The sequence below is a fragment of the Nocardia sp. JCM 34519.1 genome (assembly GCF_020361265.1).
Classification (GTDB): domain Bacteria; phylum Actinomycetota; class Actinomycetes; order Mycobacteriales; family Mycobacteriaceae; genus Nocardia; species Nocardia arthritidis_A.
In genome coordinates, this window is the sequence record NZ_JAIRBR010000024.1 from 95268 (window position 1) to 114633 (window position 19366).

Annotated in this window: 16 protein-coding genes; 4 read left to right on the forward strand and 12 right to left on the reverse strand. The window is 66.9% G+C overall.

Features of this window, described 5'->3' with window-relative positions:
- Positions 1–22: 22 nt before the first annotated feature.
- The 4 genes from LGY53_RS37290 to LGY53_RS37305 all read right to left on the reverse strand — a co-directional run bounded on the left by LGY53_RS37290 (position 23) and on the right by LGY53_RS37305 (position 7268).
- On the reverse strand, positions 23–2644 hold the full coding sequence (locus LGY53_RS37290) for an aminotransferase class III-fold pyridoxal phosphate-dependent enzyme (protein WP_225731401.1): 2622 nt from the start codon (positions 2642–2644) through the stop codon (positions 23–25).
- Positions 2645–2665: 21 nt separating this feature from the next.
- Entirely contained in the window at positions 2666–3709 is a 1044-nt protein-coding gene (locus tag LGY53_RS37295; protein ID WP_225731402.1) for a 3-oxoacyl-[acyl-carrier-protein] synthase III C-terminal domain-containing protein, read from the reverse strand.
- Between the two features lies 1 nt (position 3710).
- The gene (locus LGY53_RS37300) at positions 3711–5927 is read right to left on the reverse strand and encodes a fatty acyl-AMP ligase (RefSeq protein WP_308103055.1); all 2217 of its coding nucleotides are present in this window, start codon (positions 5925–5927) and stop codon (positions 3711–3713) included.
- A 363-nt stretch (positions 5928–6290) separates the two neighbouring features.
- On the reverse strand, positions 6291–7268 hold the full coding sequence (locus LGY53_RS37305; RefSeq protein ID WP_374111289.1) for a sugar-binding transcriptional regulator: 978 nt from the start codon (positions 7266–7268) through the stop codon (positions 6291–6293).
- Between the two features lie 168 nt (positions 7269–7436).
- Here LGY53_RS37305 and LGY53_RS37310 point away from each other — a divergent pair, with 168 nt between their 5' ends.
- The gene (locus LGY53_RS37310) at positions 7437–7862 is read left to right on the forward strand and encodes an SRPBCC family protein (RefSeq protein ID WP_167474136.1); all 426 of its coding nucleotides are present in this window, start codon (positions 7437–7439) and stop codon (positions 7860–7862) included.
- Between the two features lie 23 nt (positions 7863–7885).
- Here the strand turns inward: LGY53_RS37310 and recN are convergent, their stop codons facing one another.
- Genes recN through LGY53_RS37330 form a run of 4 tightly spaced genes read right to left on the reverse strand, consistent with a single transcriptional unit; the run spans position 7886 to position 11762 of the window.
- A complete protein-coding gene (gene recN, locus LGY53_RS37315; RefSeq protein ID WP_225731404.1) occupies positions 7886–9661 on the reverse strand; it encodes a DNA repair protein RecN in 1776 nt (591 codons plus the stop codon).
- Positions 9639–10670 (reverse strand): NAD kinase, encoded by a 1032-nt coding sequence (locus LGY53_RS37320; RefSeq protein WP_255664788.1) that lies wholly within the window; start codon positions 10668–10670, stop codon positions 9639–9641. Before LGY53_RS37320 ends, recN begins: the two co-directional genes overlap by 23 nt.
- A 5-nt stretch (positions 10671–10675) precedes the next feature.
- Entirely contained in the window at positions 10676–11497 is an 822-nt protein-coding gene (locus LGY53_RS37325; protein WP_225731406.1) for a TlyA family RNA methyltransferase, read from the reverse strand.
- A gap of 1 nt (position 11498) precedes the next feature.
- Positions 11499–11762 carry a hypothetical protein gene (locus LGY53_RS37330; RefSeq protein WP_167474133.1) on the reverse strand — a complete coding sequence of 88 codons (264 nt, stop codon included), beginning with the start codon at positions 11760–11762 and terminating at the stop codon, positions 11499–11501.
- A gap of 144 nt (positions 11763–11906) precedes the next feature.
- Here LGY53_RS37330 and LGY53_RS37335 point away from each other — a divergent pair, with 144 nt between their 5' ends.
- Positions 11907–12731, forward strand: a complete 825-nt coding sequence (locus LGY53_RS37335) for a hypothetical protein (protein WP_225731407.1) — start codon at positions 11907–11909, stop codon at positions 12729–12731.
- A 129-nt stretch (positions 12732–12860) separates the two neighbouring features.
- On the opposite strand, the gene LGY53_RS37340 is transcribed toward LGY53_RS37335, so the two are convergent.
- The gene (locus LGY53_RS37340) at positions 12861–13766 is read right to left on the reverse strand and encodes an HAD-IIA family hydrolase (protein ID WP_225731408.1); all 906 of its coding nucleotides are present in this window, start codon (positions 13764–13766) and stop codon (positions 12861–12863) included.
- A gap of 294 nt (positions 13767–14060) precedes the next feature.
- On the opposite strand from LGY53_RS37340, the gene LGY53_RS37345 reads away from it, so the two are divergent.
- Both LGY53_RS37345 and LGY53_RS37350 read left to right on the forward strand, forming a co-directional pair.
- Positions 14061–14780 (forward strand): class I SAM-dependent methyltransferase, encoded by a 720-nt coding sequence (locus LGY53_RS37345; RefSeq protein ID WP_225731409.1) that lies wholly within the window; start codon positions 14061–14063, stop codon positions 14778–14780.
- A 14-nt stretch (positions 14781–14794) separates the two neighbouring features.
- The gene (locus LGY53_RS37350; RefSeq protein ID WP_225731410.1) at positions 14795–16573 is read left to right on the forward strand and encodes an AfsR/SARP family transcriptional regulator; all 1779 of its coding nucleotides are present in this window, start codon (positions 14795–14797) and stop codon (positions 16571–16573) included.
- Here LGY53_RS37350 and LGY53_RS37355 read toward each other — a convergent pair.
- Genes LGY53_RS37355 through LGY53_RS37365 form a run of 3 tightly spaced genes read right to left on the reverse strand, consistent with a single transcriptional unit; the run spans position 16546 to position 19363 of the window.
- Positions 16546–18144: an FAD-dependent monooxygenase gene (locus tag LGY53_RS37355; protein WP_225731411.1), complete on the reverse strand. Its 1599-nt coding sequence runs from the start codon at positions 18142–18144 to the stop codon at positions 16546–16548. The genes LGY53_RS37350 and LGY53_RS37355 overlap by 28 nt on opposite strands.
- On the reverse strand, positions 18141–18590 hold the full coding sequence (locus LGY53_RS37360; RefSeq protein ID WP_225731412.1) for an SRPBCC family protein: 450 nt from the start codon (positions 18588–18590) through the stop codon (positions 18141–18143). The genes LGY53_RS37355 and LGY53_RS37360 overlap by 4 nt, the downstream gene beginning before the upstream one ends.
- A gap of 14 nt (positions 18591–18604) precedes the next feature.
- Complete coding sequence (locus tag LGY53_RS37365; protein ID WP_225731413.1) at positions 18605–19363, reverse strand: cyclase family protein; 759 nt, start codon at positions 19361–19363, stop codon at positions 18605–18607.
- Positions 19364–19366 lie beyond the last annotated feature (3 nt).

The window sequence follows — 19366 nt, forward strand, 5'->3', positions numbered from 1 at the left end:
CCCCCCGCGACAGGTGGCCGGGTCAGATGACGAACAGTTGGTCGGCGAGCATCTCGTCGAGGCTCTTCTCGAAGGCATGCGCGACCTGGTCGAGGTCTTCGATCGTGTGTGCGGCGCTGATCAGGAAGCTGTGCAGCTCCGGCAGGTATACCTGGTGTTTGCGCATGTAGTAGGCCAGGGCGATGGTGGCCTTGAAGTTGCTGCCGGCCATGCGTTCTCGGTACAGTCCCGCCTCGCGGTGGCTGAAGTTCAGCGAGAATACGGAGTTGCGCGCGTTGATCCGGCACGCGATATCGCGCCGGTGCGCCGCCTCGCGCATCATCGCGGCCAGCCGCTGGGTGTTGTCCTCCAGTTGGGTGTATATCTCCTGGTGCGAACCGAGATGGCGCAGGGCGGCCAGTCCCGCGGCACAGGTCAGCGAATTGCCGCTGAGCGTGCCGCCGGCGAAAACCTTGTTCTCGTAGTCGTAGAACGGGTCCTGCGAACTCTTGGCCATATCGATGAGCCGGGCCGCGCCGACCACCGCACCACACGGCAGCCCGCCGCCGATCACCTTGCCGAGGCAGGTCAGGTCCGGGTGGATGTCGGCGAGCACCTGCACCCCGCCGTAGGCCACCCGGAATCCGCTGACCACTTCGTCGAAGATCAGCGGAATGCCGAGTTCGGTGCACAGCGCCCGTAGTTCGGTGAGGAACTCCAGTTTCAGCGTGACCACCGAGGTCGGCATCGGCTCCAGGATCACGCAGGCCAATTCGTCCGCGTGCGCGCGCAGCCGGGCCAATCCGGACCGGTCGCCGTACTGCAGCACCATGGTGCTTTCCACCGTGCCCGGCGCGACACCCAGCGATCCCGCAACGGGTTTCGGCTCGTCGCGGTCGCCGGAGAACCGGAACCAGGAACTCACCATGCCCTGATCGGAGAACCCGTGATAGTGCCCCTCGAACTTGGCCACCTTGGTGCGCCGCCGCAGACCTCGACACATCCGGATGGCGATCTGGATGGCCTCGGTGCCAGAATTGCACAGCAGCGCTTTATCTGCCGAGGGGAACGCGTCGACCAGGAGTTCGGCCAGTTCGATCTCGGCCGGATTGCCGATACCGTTCACCAGGCCGCGTGCCACGCCATCGGCGATCGCGGCATTGATCGCCGGATGGGCGTAGCCGAGCAGGTGCGGCCCGTATCCCCCTGACAGATCTATATATTCGTTGCCGTCGAAATCGCGAACCATGCCACCGACCGCCTCCTTGACGAAGACGGGGAATCCGCTCGGAAAGAAGTAGCGGTCGATATGTGTTGGGGCGACGAGCGTGTCGCGGGCTCGGTCACGCATCTTCAGCGAGGTCGGCATCTGCTGGGCGAAGCTCGCGGCGAACCGCCGTTCGACCTCCGCGTTCATGTACGGCGAGTATCGATCGGTGAATTTCCGCGCGTTGGCCCAGATGTCGATGCCCGGGTTTATCTGCGAGGCGAACCCCTCACAGGAAAGGAATACCAGCTCCACCTTGGTGAAGTTGGTGGTGTACTGCGAATTGTACTGCCGCAGAACGGCACTGACGTCGTTGAAGTAGGCGACGGTGGACCAGCGATTGGAGCTGACGTCGAAGTGGTAGCGCAGTACCTCGGCCATCTTCGCGTCGTACTCGGCACGGTTGCGCTCCAGCTCCGGCCCCGCGAGCACGAAGTACCGGGTGAACCGGTCGATCGCGATATCCCACTCCTTGCGGGTGCAGGCGTAGTAGAACGAGGACAGACCCCATTTCTCGTCCTCGCTCAGCTCGACGGTCACGCCGTAGTCGAGCAGGATCAGCTCACCCTCCGGACCGAACATGATGTTGCCCGGATGCGGGTCGCCGTGGCTGAGCCCGTGCATGTACAGCATCGTGTAGATGACGTCCTGCAACCGCTGGGCCAGCCGTTCGGGCGGGAATCCGACCGTGTCCGAATGCTTTCCGGGTATGCCGTCCATATATTCCATGACCAGCATCCGGGACGTCACGAGCTCGGGCAGCACCGCGGGAACCCGCACGTACGGATGCGATCGAAAGTTGGCGTGTATCCGCCGCTGCTGGGTGGCCTCATGGGTCATGTCGGCCTGCGGCCGCAGCAGCCGAGCAACCTCGTCGAATCGCTTGGGCAGCTCCAGCTCCCGGATCCGCGGCGTCGCACGGTGCGCCAGACGCAGCAGACTCCCGATGGCTCCGAGGCTTTCGTCGATCTGCTCGGGCACCGCGTCCTTGACCAGCTTCACCGCCACCTTGCGTCCGTCGCACAGCTCGGCGATATGCACCTGCGCCACCGATGCGCTGGCCACCGGCGTGAGATCGATAGTGCGGAAAGTCTTTTCGATCGGCCCACCCAATTCCCGCTCGATCGCCCTGCGGGTGCGCTCCGGCGACATATGCGGAGTCCGGTCCTGCAGCACCCGCAGCGTGTTCACCCACTCGGGCGGCAGCAGATCCGAGCGGGTGGCCGCGATCTGGCCCATCTTGATGTAGATGGGCCCCATGCGGACCAGGAATTCCAGGATGGCGTCGGCCCGCCGCTGGTCGCGGGACCTGTTCCCCCGCTCGCGCAGCGCGGCAAGGGAGTACTCGGCAGCGCCGAGCGCCGTGAACGTGGCCGCCTTGGCCAGATGCTTCAACATGATTCGGCTCCGGGTGACTGGTCAGATGACGAAACTGAAGGCGCCGAAGGACATTCCCGCACTACCCACCCAGCCGACCGCACGCTGCCCGGTCCGCAGCCGACCCGTGTCCAGCGCAGACGCGATGGCCGCGGGCACCGACGCCGAGACCACGTTGCCCGTCTCGTGGTAGATGTGCTGGATCACCGAGCCGAGTCCGACCTTGTCGGCCAAGGTCTGCCAGTAGCGCTTGCTCGACGCGTGGGTGAACAGGGCCGCCACCTCGTCGGTCGGCGGTGCGAGCTGTTCGAACACCGCCAGCGCCTCGCCCGCGCCCGCCTCGTGCATCTCGAAGCCGAAGGAGGTGAAGATGCCGACCCCGTTGCGGGCCAACTTATCCGAGGGGTCGCAATAACCGTCGTAGCCGTCCAGGGTGACGTTGCACAACGGCGCGAGGTCCGGGCGGGAGATGAACCGGAACTCCCACGGCTCGTTGTCCTGCGCGGAGAGCACCGTCGCGGTGGCCGCCTCGCCCAGGGTGTACGCGGGGAAGGTCGATTCCAGCGCCGCCAGCTTTTCGATGCGGAACAGATGCGGGAACACCACTCCGCCCGCCCGCAGGTTGAACTCCGCGTTGACGATCATCGCGTGCCGGAATTGCCCTGTGCGGAACAGTGATTCGGTGATCTGCACCGCCCTGGTCCAGCTCATGCAGGCGTCGAGGACATCGAAGCAGTGCGCGTTGCGCAGGCCGATCGCGGCGGCCGAATGATAGGCGCCGCCCGGCTCGATGAACCCGCGACCGATACCGGTGTAAATGAGCAGATCGATCTGGTCCACCGATAGATCCGCTTGGGCCAGTGCAGAATTCGCGGCCTTGCGCAGCAGGTCTATCGGACGCTCTCCCGCGTCGAGCCAGCGTCGTCGCTCCGATCCGGCATATCGCAGGTAGTAGTCGACGGTGCGCAGCGCGGCGTCGAGATCACCGTCGAAACAGCCGGTGCTGTGCTCCGCGATCAGTTCCGTGATGTCGGTATTGCCGACGACGCGGGACGGCAGGCCCGCCGCCACCGAGCGCAGTCTCATCTCAGTTCACTCCTACGCCGGTGGGATCTTCTGTGGCCCTTGCAATTTCGTCCGAGGCATCGGACCCGCCCGGCACGATGTGCGCGGCGATCAGACCGGTCATCTCCTCGACTGTCTCGGCGTCCCACATCAGTTCGGGTGGAAAACGCTTGCCCGACCAGGTTTCCAGCGCCTCGTGCAGGTTCATCTGGTGCACCGAGCCGAGTCCGTGCTCGGCCAGCGAACGGGTCTGGTCCAACCGCGGTGCGTCGGGGCCCAGATTGCGGGTGATCCAGTCGGCGATCTGGCCGCGCAGCCCGGCCCGAACCAGCTCGAACATCGACACCAGCTGCGGGGACGAATCCTCCTGTGCCGCAGCGGTTTCAGTCACGGTAATAATGCCTTCCCAACGATGGATCTCCGCGAGCCGACCGGCCCGGAAATCGGCCCTGCACTGCTGACGGCGCAGTTTGCCGCTTGTTGTGCGCGGTATCGTGCCGGATTCGATGAAGACGATCACCGCCGGCGCGAGCGCGTGGCGCCGGGCCACCGCGTCGTGCACGATGGTGACCAGGTCCGCGGGCGCGGGGTCACCGTCCGCGCGATATTCCGCGACCAGCACCAAGCCCTCCGCACCGTCCTGCTCGACCGCGAAGGCGATCACCGCGCCGGCGCTGAGCGAGGGGTCGCTGTTCACCACCGTGGACTCGATGTCCTCCAGGTAGTAGTTCACGCCGTTGACGATCATCAGGTTCTTCACCCGGCCGCAGATGTACAGCTCGCCCTCGTACTCGAAGCCCAGGTCACCGGTCCGCAACCAGGTTTTGTCAGCACCGGCGCCGGTGATTCGGGCACCGAAGGTGCGTTCGGTGTCCTCGGGGCGGTTCCAGTAGCCGGGCGCGACGCTGGGCCCGGACACCCAGATCTCGCCCACCTCGTTCTCCCCCACCCGAAGCCCGGATTCCGGTGCCACGATAGCGATTTCGGTCCACAGCACCGGCCGGCCGCAGCCGACCAGTTCGGTGACGTCCGGTCCGCTGCCCGGTACCGCCCGGCGCAGGCCGAGCGCGCGCTCGTCGAACGCGGTGGCGGTATACGCGCTGCCGGGTGCGCTGGAGGCGACCTTGAGGGTGGCCTCCGCCAGCCCGTATCCGGGCGACAGCGCGGTCGCCGACAGTCCGTACGGTTCGAACATGCGCTGGAAGCGGTCCAGGGTGGCCCTGCGCACCGGCTCCGCACCGTTGCACACCAGTTGCCAGCTGCTCAGATCGAGCCCGAACCGTTGCTGCGGCGTGGTCCGGTCGACACACAGGTCGTACGCGAAATTCGGTGCGCCGCAGTATGTTCCCCGATACTCGGTGACGGCGGCCAGCCAGCGGATCGGCTGTTTGACGAAGGTGGACGGCGCCATCAGCACCGCCTCGACACCGGCGTACACCGGCAGCAGCACACCACTGAGCTGCCCGAAGTCGTGAAAGTGCGGCAGCCACGAGACCACCACCGCGTCGTCGCCGACACCCCAGCCCGCCACCAGCTCGGCACACTGGTGGGCGAGCATCCGATGGGTGACGATCACGCCCTTGGGCGTCGAGGTCGACCCGGAGGTGTACTGCAAGTAGGCGATTCGCGTATCCGCGTCAGGCGCGGTCCCGGCCGGCTCGGCGATTTGCGCGGAGTTTGTCGGCTCCCCGGGATCGGACAGCATATCGACCGCGATCACCGGAAGCTCGCCCAACAGCGATCCCGCAGTCTGCGCAGCCATTTCGGCGGTCACCGCCGGGGTGGTCAGAATTACCGCGGCGCCGCAATCCTGGGCTATCGCCTCGACCTGCTCCAGCTTATTCCGCTGTACCGGATAAAGCGGGACCGCGATCACCCCGGCATACAGGCAGCCGAAAAAGGAAACCACATATTCCAATCCGGGTGGATGCAGTAAAAGCGCCCTATCACCTGGAGATACCTTATCGCGGAGCCGCTCGGCGACGGCGCACGCGCGCCACTGGAGCTCCCCATAGGTGAGCATTTGTTCCGGCTCACCTTCGGCATTCAAGAATACGAATGCACGCCGCTCGCCCTTATCCTCCGACCGCACACGCAACAGTTCTGCGAAATTATGAACCGCGGGCAGGGTGGGAGGTACTGATGGATCTCGCACGAAACACCTCGACACAGTAAAGAAGCCTCCGCACGATCGATACGCCGTATTACGCAGAATGCCGGGGCACGACAGTGTGACCACCGGCTCGTATTACAAGTCTCGAGCGGAACTGAAATCGACATTAATCGACCGACGAAGCGTACGCAACAAAATGGAATTGAAATACGCTTATATGACATCCATGTTAACTGGCCTGCGTCGCAAGGCTCCGCACGAGGCACGCGCCGCCCGCCCGCCTCGATCCGTCCCCGATGAGCACGAGTTATGTTGATGCGCAATAGATTCCACAGTGACGAAAAGATGATGCCGAACGCGGGACTCCCGGCCCGCGCGGCACTGCACACACGACAGACTTTCGCCACTGCTTTTCGTATCTTCACGCACGACGGAGCAGCAAGATATTGCTAGTACCGTTATCGCAATTCCCGAAACAGCGTGAATAACTCAGCGCGGCTGCGCCGACAACCACCGCGCGCATTCGACATCGGTGACGAGCACCTTGGCCAGCCCGCCGTTCAGCGCACCGAGAACAGCCTCATGCTTGGCCACGCCACCGGAGACCAGCACCGAGGTCCGGCAATCCCGTATCGCGTCCAGCGATACCCCGATCGTGCGGGCGGACAGCACACCGCCGACCTGCGAGCCGTCGATCCGGAAGAACCTGCCGCCGATCTCCCCGACCGCTTCCGCCGCGCGCAGCTCATCGAGCGCCACGGCATCGAGATGACCGCCGGTGAACAGGCCGCTCGCCGGGCCGACCGGCCCGGTGCCGAACACCATGATATCCGCCGCAGCGCCGATCGAAAGAGCTTGGCTTACAAGATAATCCGTGGTCAGCACACCCGCGTCGGCGTATAGCGGGGCCGGTAGCGGCACGGGCCGAGCCTGCAACAGGGTGGCGCAGCGTCCGAGGATGTAGTCGGCTCCGGTCCGGTGGTCGGCGGAGGTCATCGCCCCGTTCAGTTGCACGACCGCCGCACAGCGGGCGGTCCGCGCGCGGATCGCCTTCGCGAGCGCGACCGTCTCCGGCCCCCAGGTGTAGCCCAGTGTGTCGGCACGCCGCAGTCGCCGTACCAGCAGCGCCGCGGCCGCCTGCCCCAGCGCCTGGTCACCGGGCGATTCGTCACCGCCCGATTCGCCGAGCACAACCGCCTCGACCAGCCCGAATCGCGCCTCCAACGCATGTTCGAGTGGGGTGTGCACGGCAGAATGCCACGCGTCGGTGACGCCGATTTCGACGCGCACCATGCCGTGCGCCTTGGCATGCGCGATGAGCCGACCCGCGGTAGGGCGGGAAACTCCCAGCTTGGCGGCAACTTCGGCCCGGGTGGCGCCCTCCAGGTGGTAGAGCTCCGCGGCGCGCAGTGCGAGTCGCACCTCGTCGGAGACCCGGGGCAGCGGCGAGTAGGGCGTCACGATCATCCTTGTACCAGGCGCCCACTCCTGCGGCGCCCAGTTAGGGTAGCACAACCAAACCTATTCCGTTGCACCATCATTCGCTGTGCAAATCGACGATCGACGCCCGCCGCGCGGACGGTGGCACAGATACCTATATGCTGCCGGTCACAGGTAACTCGAGGAGGAGACCACATGGCAACCAGCACCGTCGACGCCGTCATCCCGGCACCGCGCGACGTCGTATACAAGCTTTTCACCGAGCGGGAATCCATGAGCCCCTACCTGCCGGTTATCCAGGTGACCAAGATCAGGCCGGGGATCAACGCGGGCGACGAGGTCGGTGCGCAGCACGTCTTCGGCCTCGGGTCGGTCGGTATCACCGAGGAGATCACCAACCTGGTGCCCGGTGAGCGGATGGAATACAAGATCGTGAAGGGCGTCCCGGTCAAGCGGCACGTCGGCGTCGTCACCTTCGCCGACGCCGACAACGGCACCCTGGTCACCTACACCATGGAATCCGAACCCAAGCTCCCGGTGCCCGACAAGGCGCTGGAGTTCGTGCTGCACAACCTGATCACACAGTTCCTCAAGGGCGCGCAGAAGGCCGTGCGCGCCTGAACGATTCGTCGCCTACCGACGAATCAGCTTGCCGCGCCCGCCTTTTCGGCGTGCGCAGTCTCCAACAGCTCCTCCGCGTGCGCCCGGCCGGTCTCGGTATCGTCGAGGCCGGCCAGCATGCGCGCCAGCTCGATCACCCGCTCGTCCTTGGTCAGCGCGCGAACGCCGCTGTTCACCTTGCCTTTTCCGTCATCGGACTTGTTCACCACCAGGTGGGTGTCCGCGAACGCCGCCACCTGCGGCAGATGGGTCACCACGATCACCTGGTGGGTGCGCGCCAACCGGGCCAGTCGCCGCCCGATCTCCACCGCGGCCCGGCCGCCGACACCCGCGTCGACCTCGTCGAAAACCATTGTCGCGCCATGATCCGAGCTCGCGAGCACCACCTCCAGCGCCAGCATCACCCGGGACAGCTCACCGCCGGACGCGCTCTTGCTCAGCGGAAGTGACTGTGCGCCCGAATGCGCCGAGAGCCGGAACTCCACCTCGTCGACCCCGGATCCCCCGGCGTGCAACTCTTTTCCGTCGATGGTGAGCGGCGCCGAATCCTGCGGACCCGCCTGCGCCTGCCGCACCTCGACCTCCAGCCGCGCCTTTCCCATTGCCAGCCCGGACAATTCGGCGCTGACCGCGGCGGCCAGCTTGCCCGCCGCCCTGGTGCGCGCGGCGCTGAGTTTGCGCGCCGACTCCCGCACCCGCTCCGCGGCGATCTCCACCTCGGCGGCCAGCTTCGTCAGCGCCTCCTCGGAGACGTCCAGCGAATCCAGCCGGGAGCGCGCGTCATCGGCCCACGCGAGCACGCCGTCGATATCGGGTGCGTATTTGCGGGTCAGCGTTTTCAATTCGGCCTGGCGGGTGAGCAGCGAATCCAGCGCGCCCGGATCCGACGGCAGATCCTGCAGATAACCGCTCAGTTCGGCGGTCAAATCCACCACCACCGCGATCGCCTCACCCAACCGCGGCGCGAGGCCGGAAAGCGCGGGATCCTCGGCGGATTCGAGCCTGGCCCGGGCGCCGCCGAGCAAATCCAGTGCGCCGGAACCGGTCTCGGGTGCGTCCGCAGGGCCGGTCAGCGCGTCGTGCGCCGCCGCGGCCGCCTCACGCAGCGAATCCAGATCGCTCAACCTGCGCACCTCGGCCACCAGGCGTTCGTCCTCGCCCGGTTCCGGTGCGATACCGTCGATCTCGGCCAGCGAATGCTTCAGCCGGTCCGCCTCCAACGCCAATTCCCTACTGCGCGCTGTCCTTTCCAGCAGTTCGCCGCGCGCGTCCAACCAGGAACGCCGGTGCACCCGGTACTTGCGCAGCAGCGGCCCGATGGTGTCGGAGGCGAACTGGTCCAGCGCGTTCAGCTGTTGTTCGGGGCGCTGCAGCCGCAGCTGATCGTTCTGGCCGTGCACGGTCAGCAGCGGCGCGGTGAAATCGGCGAGTACCGAGGCGGGCACTCCGCGCCCGCCGAGGTGCGCGCGGGACCGGCCGTCGCTGCCGACGGTGCGGATGGCGATGACGCTGCCGTCGTCATCCTGTTCCGCGGCAGCGGCTTCCAGCACCTGCGCCACCTCGGCGCGGGCCGACGGATTGACCTCGTCGACGGTGAACCGGCCCTCGACCACCGCGCGCGTCGCGCCGAGCCGCACCCGGCCTGCGTCCGCCCGCGCCCCGCTGAGCAGGTGCAGGCTGGTCACCACCATGGTCTTACCGGCGCCGGTCTCACCGGTGAGGACGGTGAGGCCCTCGTGGAACTGCGCCGTAGCCGTGGATATGACGCCTAATCCGTCAATCCTGATCTCTGTCAGCACTCGTGTTCTCCGTTCGGCGGTGCTCGACCTCGCCTGCGCGGGGCGCTATGTGGTTACGCTCCGCTGTCTCCTCCGCACCTGCCCGCGCAGGTCGGCGGCCACGCCAGCCTGTCACGGGCAACTGGAACTTGCGCACCATCCGGTCGGCGAACGGCGCGGAATCCAGCCGCACCCAGCGCACCGGCTCGGCACCGCGGACCGCCTCCAACCGACCACCCTTCGGCAGTGCGAGAGTACGCCTGCCATCGAGGAAAACTATCGCATCATGGCCCGTCGCAACGGATCCGACGGCGATCCGCGATTCCGGGCTGGTGACCAGCGGCCGGGCGAACAGCGCGTGCGCATTGCTCGGGATCACCAGCAGCGCCTCCAGTTCCGGCCACACCACCGGACCACCCGCGGAGAACGCGTACGCGGTGGATCCGGTGGGCGTCGAGATCAGGATGCCGTCACAGCCGAACGAGGAAACCGGACGCCCGTCCACCTCCAGGACCAGCTCCAGAACGCCCATGCGGGAAGCGTTTTCGATACTCGCCTCGTTGAGCGCCCAGCCCGATTCGGTGACGACATCGTCCACCCGGACGCTGACGTCGATCGTCATGCGGTGTTCGATGCGGTACTCACCACGCACCACCTGCGCCAGCGCGTCGTCGAGGTGTTCGGCCTCGGCCTCGGTCAGGAATCCGATGCGGCCCAGGTTGATACCCAGCACCGGCACCCTGGCCGGGCGGGCCAGCTCGGCGGCACGCAGGAAGGTGCCGTCGCCACCGAGCACCAGCACCATTTCGCAGCCGACCGCCGCCTCCGGGCCGTGTTCGACCACCCGCACCGGGAAGCCGCTCGGCTCCGCCTCGAATCGGGTGCTGTCCGCCTCGTCGGCCAGCACCCGCAGACAGATTCCGGCATCCGCGAAGATCTTGGCGACCCGGTGGGCGGTCTCGATGATCTCCGCCCGCCCCGGATGCGACACCAGCAGGATCTCCCGGCAACCGGAACCGCCCGCCGACAGCGCGTTCACTGTGGACCCTCCATAACCGCATGCTCGACGAGGCCCGCGACCTGCTCGCCGTCGTACTCGAACTGCCCGATCTTACGCAGCCACAAGAAGTATTCGACATTGCCGGACGGTCCCGGCAGCGGGCTGGCCACCACGCCAAGCGTACGCAGGCCCAGCGCGGCCGCCGCGCCCGCCACCTCGCGCACCGCCTCGGCCCGCAGGCCCGAATCCCGCACGACGCCACCGGAACCCACGCGGTCCTTGCCGACCTCGAACTGCGGTTTCACCATCGGCAGCAGATCCGCCTCGGGCGCAGCGCACGCCGCGAGCGCGGGCAGCACCAGCGCGAGCGAAATGAACGACAGATCACCGACCACCAGTTCGACCGTGCCGCCGATGGTGTCCGGGGTCAGGTTGCGCACGTTCGTCCGGTCGAAAACCCGGACCCGCTCGTCGTTTTGCAGCCGCCAGATCAGCTGTCCGTAGCCGACATCGACGGCGACCACCTCACGCGCGCCGCGGGATAGCAGCACATCGGTGAACCCACCGGTCGACGCGCCCGCGTCCAGGCAGCGCCGCCCCGTCACCGTCAGCCCCTGCGGTTCGAACGCCGCCAGCGCGCCGAGCAGTTTGTGCGCGCCGCGCGACGCCCACGACACCTCGTCGGGTTCCTCGCGGACCAGCAGCGGGGTGCCCGCTTCCACCGCGGTCGCCGGTTTCACCGCGACCGCGCCGTTGATCAGGACCCGACCGGCGCCGATCAGCTCGACCGCGTGTTCCCGCGATCGGGCCAACCCGCGGCGCACCAGTTCGGCGTCCACCCGCGCGCGTCTGGCCACCTCAGATCTTGTCCACCGTGGCCAATGCCTGGACCAGCACCTCGTGCGCCTGTTCCAGGATCCGGGCGCGCCGGGTCAGATCGGTGCCGTCGATCTCCGAATCCCGTGCCCCCGCGGCCAATTCGGCCAGCAGCGCATCGATCTCCGCCCGGACCTTCTCGGGCTCGGCGAACGCGGCCTGATTCGCGCCGGGCAGATGCTGCCCGGGCAGCGGCGCGGCCGGTCGAGGCCCGGGGACCTGGGGGTGCGGCATAGGAGTAGTCATCGTGGCGACAACGCTACCGGAGTTCGCATTCGCACACACGTACCCGTCGCGTCCGTCACGCCGGGCCGGTTCCGCTGACGCGTAATGCTGAAGATCCACTGAAGATGACCGAGCGGCCCGGCCGGACGGTACCAGACTCGGCACATGCGCACGGCACTACGACCATTTCTACTGCTATTGCTCGCCGTTTCCCTGCTCTGCACCGGCTGCGGCACCGCGGCACCGTCGGCGCGCCGCCCGCGCTGGCTGATCTCCACCACCGCACTCGATCTGCTGGCCGGCGCGGGACTGCGCCCGGACGAACGCACCGCACTGTTCGACACGCCCGACACCTATCTGATCCACGGCGCCGACGCGAGCACCGGCTACGGCAACGCGGTGCGCACCCAGACCTTCACCAGTGCCGAAACCCTGCGCGGCGCACTCGATCACGGCATCGATCCGGCGGTGCGCGCGGTGCTCTACGACAACGAGAACTGGTCGCTCACCCCCTCCGACGAGCAGCGGCATCCCGCCGACGCCACCGCGCGGGCGGCTGCGGCGGCACACGCCCATCAGCTGCCGCTCATCGCGACCCCGGCCACCGACCTGACCCGGGTGCTCGCACCCGGCGAACCGTCCTATCCGGCATATCTGCGGCTCGGTATCGCCGCCGCATCCGCCGATGTGATCGACATCCAGGCCCAGGGTTCGGAGGCGGACACCGCGAAATTCGCCGACTTCGTCCGCCGGGCTGCCGCCCAGGCGCGGCAGCGCAACCCGCATGTCGTCGTGCTGGCCGGACTGAGTACCAATCCCAGCGGGCAGCGGGTGACAACCGATCAACTCCGGCAGGCGGTCGCGGCCACCCGGTCGTTCGTGGACGGATACTGGCTCAATATCCCGGCGGAGGGCACCGCATGCCCGCGCTGTGGAACTCCGCGGCCGGAGGTCGCCGTGCCGCTACTGCGCGAACTGCTGAACAGTTGACGGATCGCCCGATACCGCAATTCGGTCGCAACCCGATACCGCGAAATCACCAGCCGTCGCATACCGTCGGCCGCGACACCAAGACCGACCTGGCGGTGCCGAAGGTCGACGTCAAGAACCTGCGTGGCGTTACTGTGCGAACTCGCGAACGGCCAACGGAATCGCTCGCCCCCGGTGCTGCCGCAACCCGGCGGCCACCCGATCCCCGAAATCACCCGTCGCCGGAATCGGGTCGATCGCGGCGACCGGATGGTTGAGCGCGTCGAGCGTTTCCGCGACGAATGTCGGAATCCGTTCCGCCGGAGCGTCTTTCAACTCGTCGATGGTGCTGACGCCGGTGAGCACCAGCAGCGAGTCGAGGCCGACGCCGTTCGCGCCCTCGATATCGGTGTCCAGCCGGTCGCCGACGACCAGCGCGTCGCGAGTACCCGCACGCCGGATGGCATCCTCCAGCAGCGGCGGGTACGGCTTGCCCGCGACCAGCGGTTCCCGGTCGGTCGCGGCCCGCAGCGCGGCGACCATCGCGCCGTTGCCGGGCGCCAGTCCGCGCTCGTTCGGCAGGGTTTTGTCGGTGTTCGCGGCGATCCACAGCGCGTCGGCGCGCACCGCATAGGCCGCCTCGGCCAGGTCGGGCCAGCCGGTGTTCGGCGAATGTCCCTGCACCACCGCCGCGGGGGCGACGCCGTCGAAGCGGCGAATCGGGTGCAGACCGACCGCGGCCACCTCGGCGGCCAGATCGTCGGTGCCGACGACGAGCACCGTCGCGCCGGCGTCCAGCCGCTCGGCCAGCAGCCGGGCCGCCGCCTGCGCGCTGGTCACCACGTCGGCATCGGTGGCGGGGTAGCCGAGTTCGGCGAGATGTTCGGCCACCGGTCCGGGGCGACGGCTCGCATTGTTCGTGACGTAGATCAATCGTTGCGACGCGCCCGAATTCGCCAACGCCTGCGGCGCGCCATCGATCACGACGGGACCGCGATAAAGCGTCCCGTCCAGATCGAGCAGCAATGCCGCGTAGCGGTCCCTTAGTCGCGTCACACCCTCACTCCAAATCCATACACCCGTATCCGAATCATCCGCACCATACGCCAGCGCCCCGATCCGGAGTCGACCGCGTCGCGGGCGGCGCGATTTCCCCGGTGAACCGCAACCGGCGTTAAAACGTGTCGCTCAGTGGTACGCCCGCATCATGCCGAATCCGATCGGCACTATCTCGGACGCAGATACATCGTCTACGATGAATCCGGTACGAGCCCTTGGGATCTCGACATCGGCGCGCAATATCGCAGCATCCAGATGCAGTCCGCGTCAGCACAAAGCGGAGGCCGCACAGTGGAATTCAACACCGTGGATTTCGACGAATCCGGAGACGACGACCCAGCGGCGACCGAGGCGCGCATCCGGGCCGGGATAGCGCCCTACCACGCTCGTATGCTGGCCGTCTACGACTGGCTGGTGCTGGGTCTGGTCAGCCGCTGGGTCTGGCGCTGCCCACGCTCGAAGATGTTGGCGCACTATAACGATCAGGTCGGCGCCCGCCACCTCGACCTGGGCCCCGGCACCGGCTGGTTCCTCGGCAACTGCCGATTTCCAACGGCCACACCGTCGATCACGCTCGTCGACCTCAGCGCGGGCGTATTGGCCATGGCGGCCAAGCGAATCCGGCGCTACCGTCCGGCCACGGTAGTCGGCGACGTGTTCAAACCCCTGGATCTCTGTGCGGCACAGTTCGATTCGATCGGCATGAACTTTCTGCTGCACTGTCTGCCCGGCGCGTTTCACCGGAAGGCCGCCGTCTTCGACAATCTCACACCCCTGCTCGACGAGGGCGGCCGACTGTTCGGCAGCACCGTCCTCGGCGCCGATCCAGGACACAACGCGGTGTCGTCCGCGCTGCAGCGACGCCTCAACCGCCGCAATTCCTTCAGCAACAGCGCGGATCGCATCGAAGATCTGGCAACCGAATTGGAAGCGCGTTTCACGGAGGTCCGGCTCGCCCGCTCGGGCGTCGTCTGTCTTTTCTCCGCGCGAAATCCCCGCGCCGGCAACTGAACGGGGGAATCCCTGTGAACTTCACGGTTCTCGGTGAGTTCTCGGTCGAATTCGACGATATCGACATCACGCCGAGGCAACCGAAGATCAGAAGCATCCTGGCCCTGCTCACCATCGAGCACGGACGCACAGTGCCGATCGAATGGATCGTCGACGAACTCTGGCGCCTGCCGAGCTCCGCCACACCGAGCCGGACGGTACACACCTATATCTACGAGCTCCGGAAAATACTCGGCAAGGGCGGCGAGAAGCTGATCGTCACCAGGCAGGGCGGCTATTCGCTGCGACTCGACGACGCCTACCTGGACCTTGACGAATTCGAGCGGCTGGCCGACAGCGGCGCGAGCCTGCTGCGCGCGGGCATGGCCGAGGACTCACCCGAAAAACTCGCCGAGGCGAGCGATTACCTCGGCCAGGCCATGTCGTGCTGGCACGGCGCGCCGCTGCGCAACGTCATCCTCGGCAAGCGGCTGCGCAACCGGGTCGCCTGGTTGGAGGAACGCAATCGGCAGGTGATCGAGCTGCGCCTGCGCGCCGAGATGCGGCTCGGGCGCTTCGACGAGGTGATCGGCGAACTGAAATTCCACATCGAACAGAACCCGTATCACGAGGGTTTCCACGAAACGCTGATGGCGGCGCTGGCCCGCTCGGGCCGGCGTTCGGAGGCATTGAACGTCTACCGCGAGCTGCGCACCCGGCTCGCCGACGAGATGGGCATCGAACCGGGCCAGCCGGTGCGGCAGCTGCAACAGGACATCCTGCGCGGCAACCTCGGCCCGGTTCCCGCGGCGCCGGGCGATATCCGCGGCGAACCGCTCAAGCTGACCCAACTCCCCCCGATGGTGCCGGATTTCGTCGGCCATCGGCACGCCATCGACGCGGCCGTCGATCTGCTCACCGGGAATTCGCCGCGGACGATCTGCGTGCACGGCATGCCGGGCGTCGGCAAGAGCGCGGCGGCACTCACCATCGCCCATGCGGTGGCCGGATCATTTCCCGACGGCCAGCTGCACATCGATCTCGAGGACACCGCCCGGTCCGGGCTGGACGCCTTCTCCGATGTGCTGCGCGCGCTCGGTATCGGCGACCACGAGCTGCCCGCGACCCTCGCGGGCGCGGTCTCGCTCTTCCGCTCGATCACCCGGGGGCGGCGCATCCTCGTCGTCCTCGACAATCTGCACCGCGGCGCCGATATCGTGCCGCATCTGCCCCTCGGATCCGCGACCATCATCACCGCCCGCCGCCCGCTCACCGGCCTGTTCGGCGTGGACAAATGCCTGCTCGACCCGCTGTCCGTCCGCGACGGCCTCGACCTGCTCGCCGCCATCGTCGGAGCCGACCGGATCAAACGGGAGCAACGCGCGGCCGAACAATTGATAGAAGTCGTCGGCGCGCTCCCGCTGGCCATCCGATTCATCGGCGACCGCCTGACCGTCTCGCCGAGGTACCCGCTCGAACATCTGCGCAGGCGGATCATGAATCCCGATGACGCCGTTCGCCTTTCGGATCTGGCCAATCTGGGATTCGACCTGTTCTACCGCATCGACGCCGTCTATCGCGACCTCGACGCCGTCGAACGCACCGTCCTGCGCAGCGTCATCGCACTGCGGGACCGCCCGTTCGACGTCGACGATGTGGTGACGCTCGCGCCGACCACGCCGACGCAAACCGAGATCGCGCTGCTGAGCCTCATCGATTCCGGCATGGTGACCGCGCGTGTCGCCACCGAGCGCAAGCCGATGACGCTGCCGCCCATGGTCGCCCGCTACCTCTCGGAGCTGGACACCGGTTGAGCCACACCGAGAATCGACCGCAGCGCGGTCGCCGGCGCGTCGTCCGCCGCGGCGTTTCGGCTGCGCCAAGCGATGAAACCGTCGGGCCGCACAAGCACCGCTCCCGACTCGCTCACCCCGTACGCCTCGGCCCAGCGACCCTCCACATCGATCAGCTCCACCCCGATCCGATGCACGACAACGCCGAGCCCGTCGACGGCCCGCTCCCAGCCGTCCGAACCGGTGAGCAGCACGAAATCCGGGCCGAACAAATCCAATGTCGAAATCTCCCGGCCATCTCGCATCAGGACAACATGCGCGGCCCGCGTACCGGGCCGACCGGTCGGCTTACGCGGATCCTCCGCCGCATCCCCGGCATCGGGCTCTTCCGGAATCAGCGCGCCCGTGCGATACCGATAGCCGAGGCAGATACTCGCCTTACTCGGCCGGTTGCCTGGCTGGCGCGACCCGCCCTCCGCGGAACCCGCGATGAGCAGGCCCGCCCGGACGACGGAATCCTCGATCAGCAACTGCGCCACCGGTTTTCGTTCGACCTCATAACTGTCCAGCAGACCCGGCCCCGCCCGGCCCGCCAGCGCGAACGCCAGCTTCCACGCGAGATTGTGTACGTCATCGATACCGGAATTGCCGCCGTAACCACCGGTGGGCGGCAGGGTTTTCGCCGCGTCGCCCACCAGGAACACCCGCCCGCGCCGGAAGGTGTCGGCCAGCAACGCCCGCATCTGCCAGATGTCGACGCCCAGCACCTCCACCGCGAGATCCGGATCGCCCACCGCGCGCCGGACCAGTTCGGCACAGCGCCGCTCCGACAACTCCGGATCGGTCGCCGGATCGTGCGGAACGCTCAGCGTCCAGCGATTCAGGTTGCGTTCCAGCAGAATATTCAGCCGGATACCGGCAGCGGACGCGTCCAGATCGTTCACTATGCACAGCACGAAACTTCGGCCGCGCAGCGCCGCCGTCAGGTCCGCGCGAAACAGGATACCCGCCTGCAATGCGAGCAATCCCGGTCCGGCGCAACCGATTCCGAGCGCCTCACGGACCGGACTGCCCGAACCGTCGCATGCGATCAGATAGTCGGCGACCACGGTGACGCGGCGTCCGGTCACGGTGTCGCGCAACTCGGCCCGCACCTCCCGCTCGTCCTGTTCGAAACTGGTGAGCTCCGTGCCGAACCGGATCCCGGCGCCGAGTTCGACGGCCCGCTGCCGCAGAATCGGTTCGAGCTGATCCTGATCGCACCACACCTGCTTTTCCGGTGTCAGCCCGCCGAATTCCTCCGGCCCGCCCATCGAGTACCGATCGATTTCGCGTCCGGCCAGCGTTTCGACCCGCAGGATCGTGCTCTCCCGCGCCTCGTCCAGCGGATGGATCCGGTCCTGAATTCCCAAGGCCCGCAACAACTCCATCGCCCGCGGCCCGATATCGCTCATCCGCGGATGCCGGGAAAGACGGTCGCGCCGCTCCACCAGCAGACAGCCGACCCCGTGCCGCGCCAGGAACGCGGCCATCGTCAGCCCGCTCACCGCGCCGCCGACGACCAGCACCGGCACCCGTTCAACGGTATTCATCGCGCGCCGAGCTCGCCGACCAGCGATTCGATGTACTCGCGCACCGCCTCCTGATTGGCGGCGGTGTGCTCGGCCATCCGCTCCCGCCACTGCGGTTCCTCGGCGCGCTTGTCCTCGACGAGTTCGAAGCACATATCCCAGGTCATCTGGCTGCGATATCCGGGCAGCGGCTGATAAACCCAGGTGAGATGGTTGAACGTGAATGGTGCCAGCGGCTCGTACCGCTCCGCGTACGCGATCAACGGCGGATACAGCATCCGCCACGACACCCAGGAAAGGTTGTCGGCGTTGGTCAACCGGAACCAGATCTTGCGGCCCTCGCGGCGCAGAATCTCCGATTTCAAATATTCCGGAATCATCTGCGGCCACTGATCGATGCGATTGGAAACCTCGTAGACGACGTCGACGGGCGCGTCGACGATTACGGAGCGAGTGATGACCTGCATTGTCTTTCTCCCGATCAGGATTGGAGCACAGCGATGGCGCGGGTCCACGCGGCGGTGGCGCCCGCGATCAGGACGGGTAACGCGATGACGAAAAATCCGGCGGCGGGCAGCTTGTCCAAATTCGCCAACCGTTCGATTTGGTAATACGGGCGGTGCCGTCCCAGCACATGCGCCGGCCACAGCGCGGCACGGTCACCCGCCAGAAAACGTTCGATCATCGGCTCGAACGGACCGTCGAAACTCGCGCCGTCCGTACCGATTACGGTTATTCCGGCATCCAGCAGATAGTCGATCGCATCCGCCCCGATCGCCTTGTCGCCGCCGGTCCGGATCAGCACGATGGATCCCGGCGCGGTGCCATCCGGCAATTCGATATCGGCCCGGGTGACGATCGCGCCATCCAGTTCTGCCAGATCGAACAGCACACCGGGCCCGTAGAAGGAACGCAGCGGCGCATCGTTGATATCGCGCCGCACACCGTCCACCGCCGGGCCGTAGTGGCCCGGCGCGTCGATATGCGATCCGGCATGCACGGAGGCGTGCACCATTTCATGGCGGAGAAAAGCGCCGTCCGGGAAATCGGCCGCGTTCAGCCTGCCGACCGCATGCGCCGCGATCTTCGGTAATACGTTGGCGCAGAAGAATTCCGCGCCCGGTTCGGGTTCGAGCGCATCGATTCGGGTGGTGAACGGTCCCTCGGCGTGATTGCCGATATCGCTCGATAAATCGATGAGTTCCGCCGAGGCGAAAATCCGGGCGAGGTTGTCGGGCATCAT

Coding starts and splice junctions, on each gene's coding strand:
- LGY53_RS37310 (WP_167474136.1), top strand. CDS start 7,437: ATGGCAACCAGCACCGTCGACGCCGTCATCCCGGCACCGCGCGACGTC.
- LGY53_RS37335 (WP_225731407.1), top strand. CDS start 11,907: ATGCGCACGGCACTACGACCATTTCTACTGCTATTGCTCGCCGTTTCC.
- LGY53_RS37290 (WP_225731401.1), bottom strand. CDS start 2,644: ATGTTGAAGCATCTGGCCAAGGCGGCCACGTTCACGGCGCTCGGCGCT.
- LGY53_RS37305 (WP_374111289.1), bottom strand. CDS start 7,268: ATGATCGTGACGCCCTACTCGCCGCTGCCCCGGGTCTCCGACGAGGTG.
- LGY53_RS37365 (WP_225731413.1), bottom strand. CDS start 19,363: ATGCCCGACAACCTCGCCCGGATTTTCGCCTCGGCGGAACTCATCGAT.
- LGY53_RS37355 (WP_225731411.1), bottom strand. CDS start 18,144: ATGAATACCGTTGAACGGGTGCCGGTGCTGGTCGTCGGCGGCGCGGTG.
- LGY53_RS37330 (WP_167474133.1), bottom strand. CDS start 11,762: ATGACTACTCCTATGCCGCACCCCCAGGTCCCCGGGCCTCGACCGGCC.
- LGY53_RS37295 (WP_225731402.1), bottom strand. CDS start 3,709: ATGAGACTGCGCTCGGTGGCGGCGGGCCTGCCGTCCCGCGTCGTCGGC.
- LGY53_RS37360 (WP_225731412.1), bottom strand. CDS start 18,590: ATGCAGGTCATCACTCGCTCCGTAATCGTCGACGCGCCCGTCGACGTC.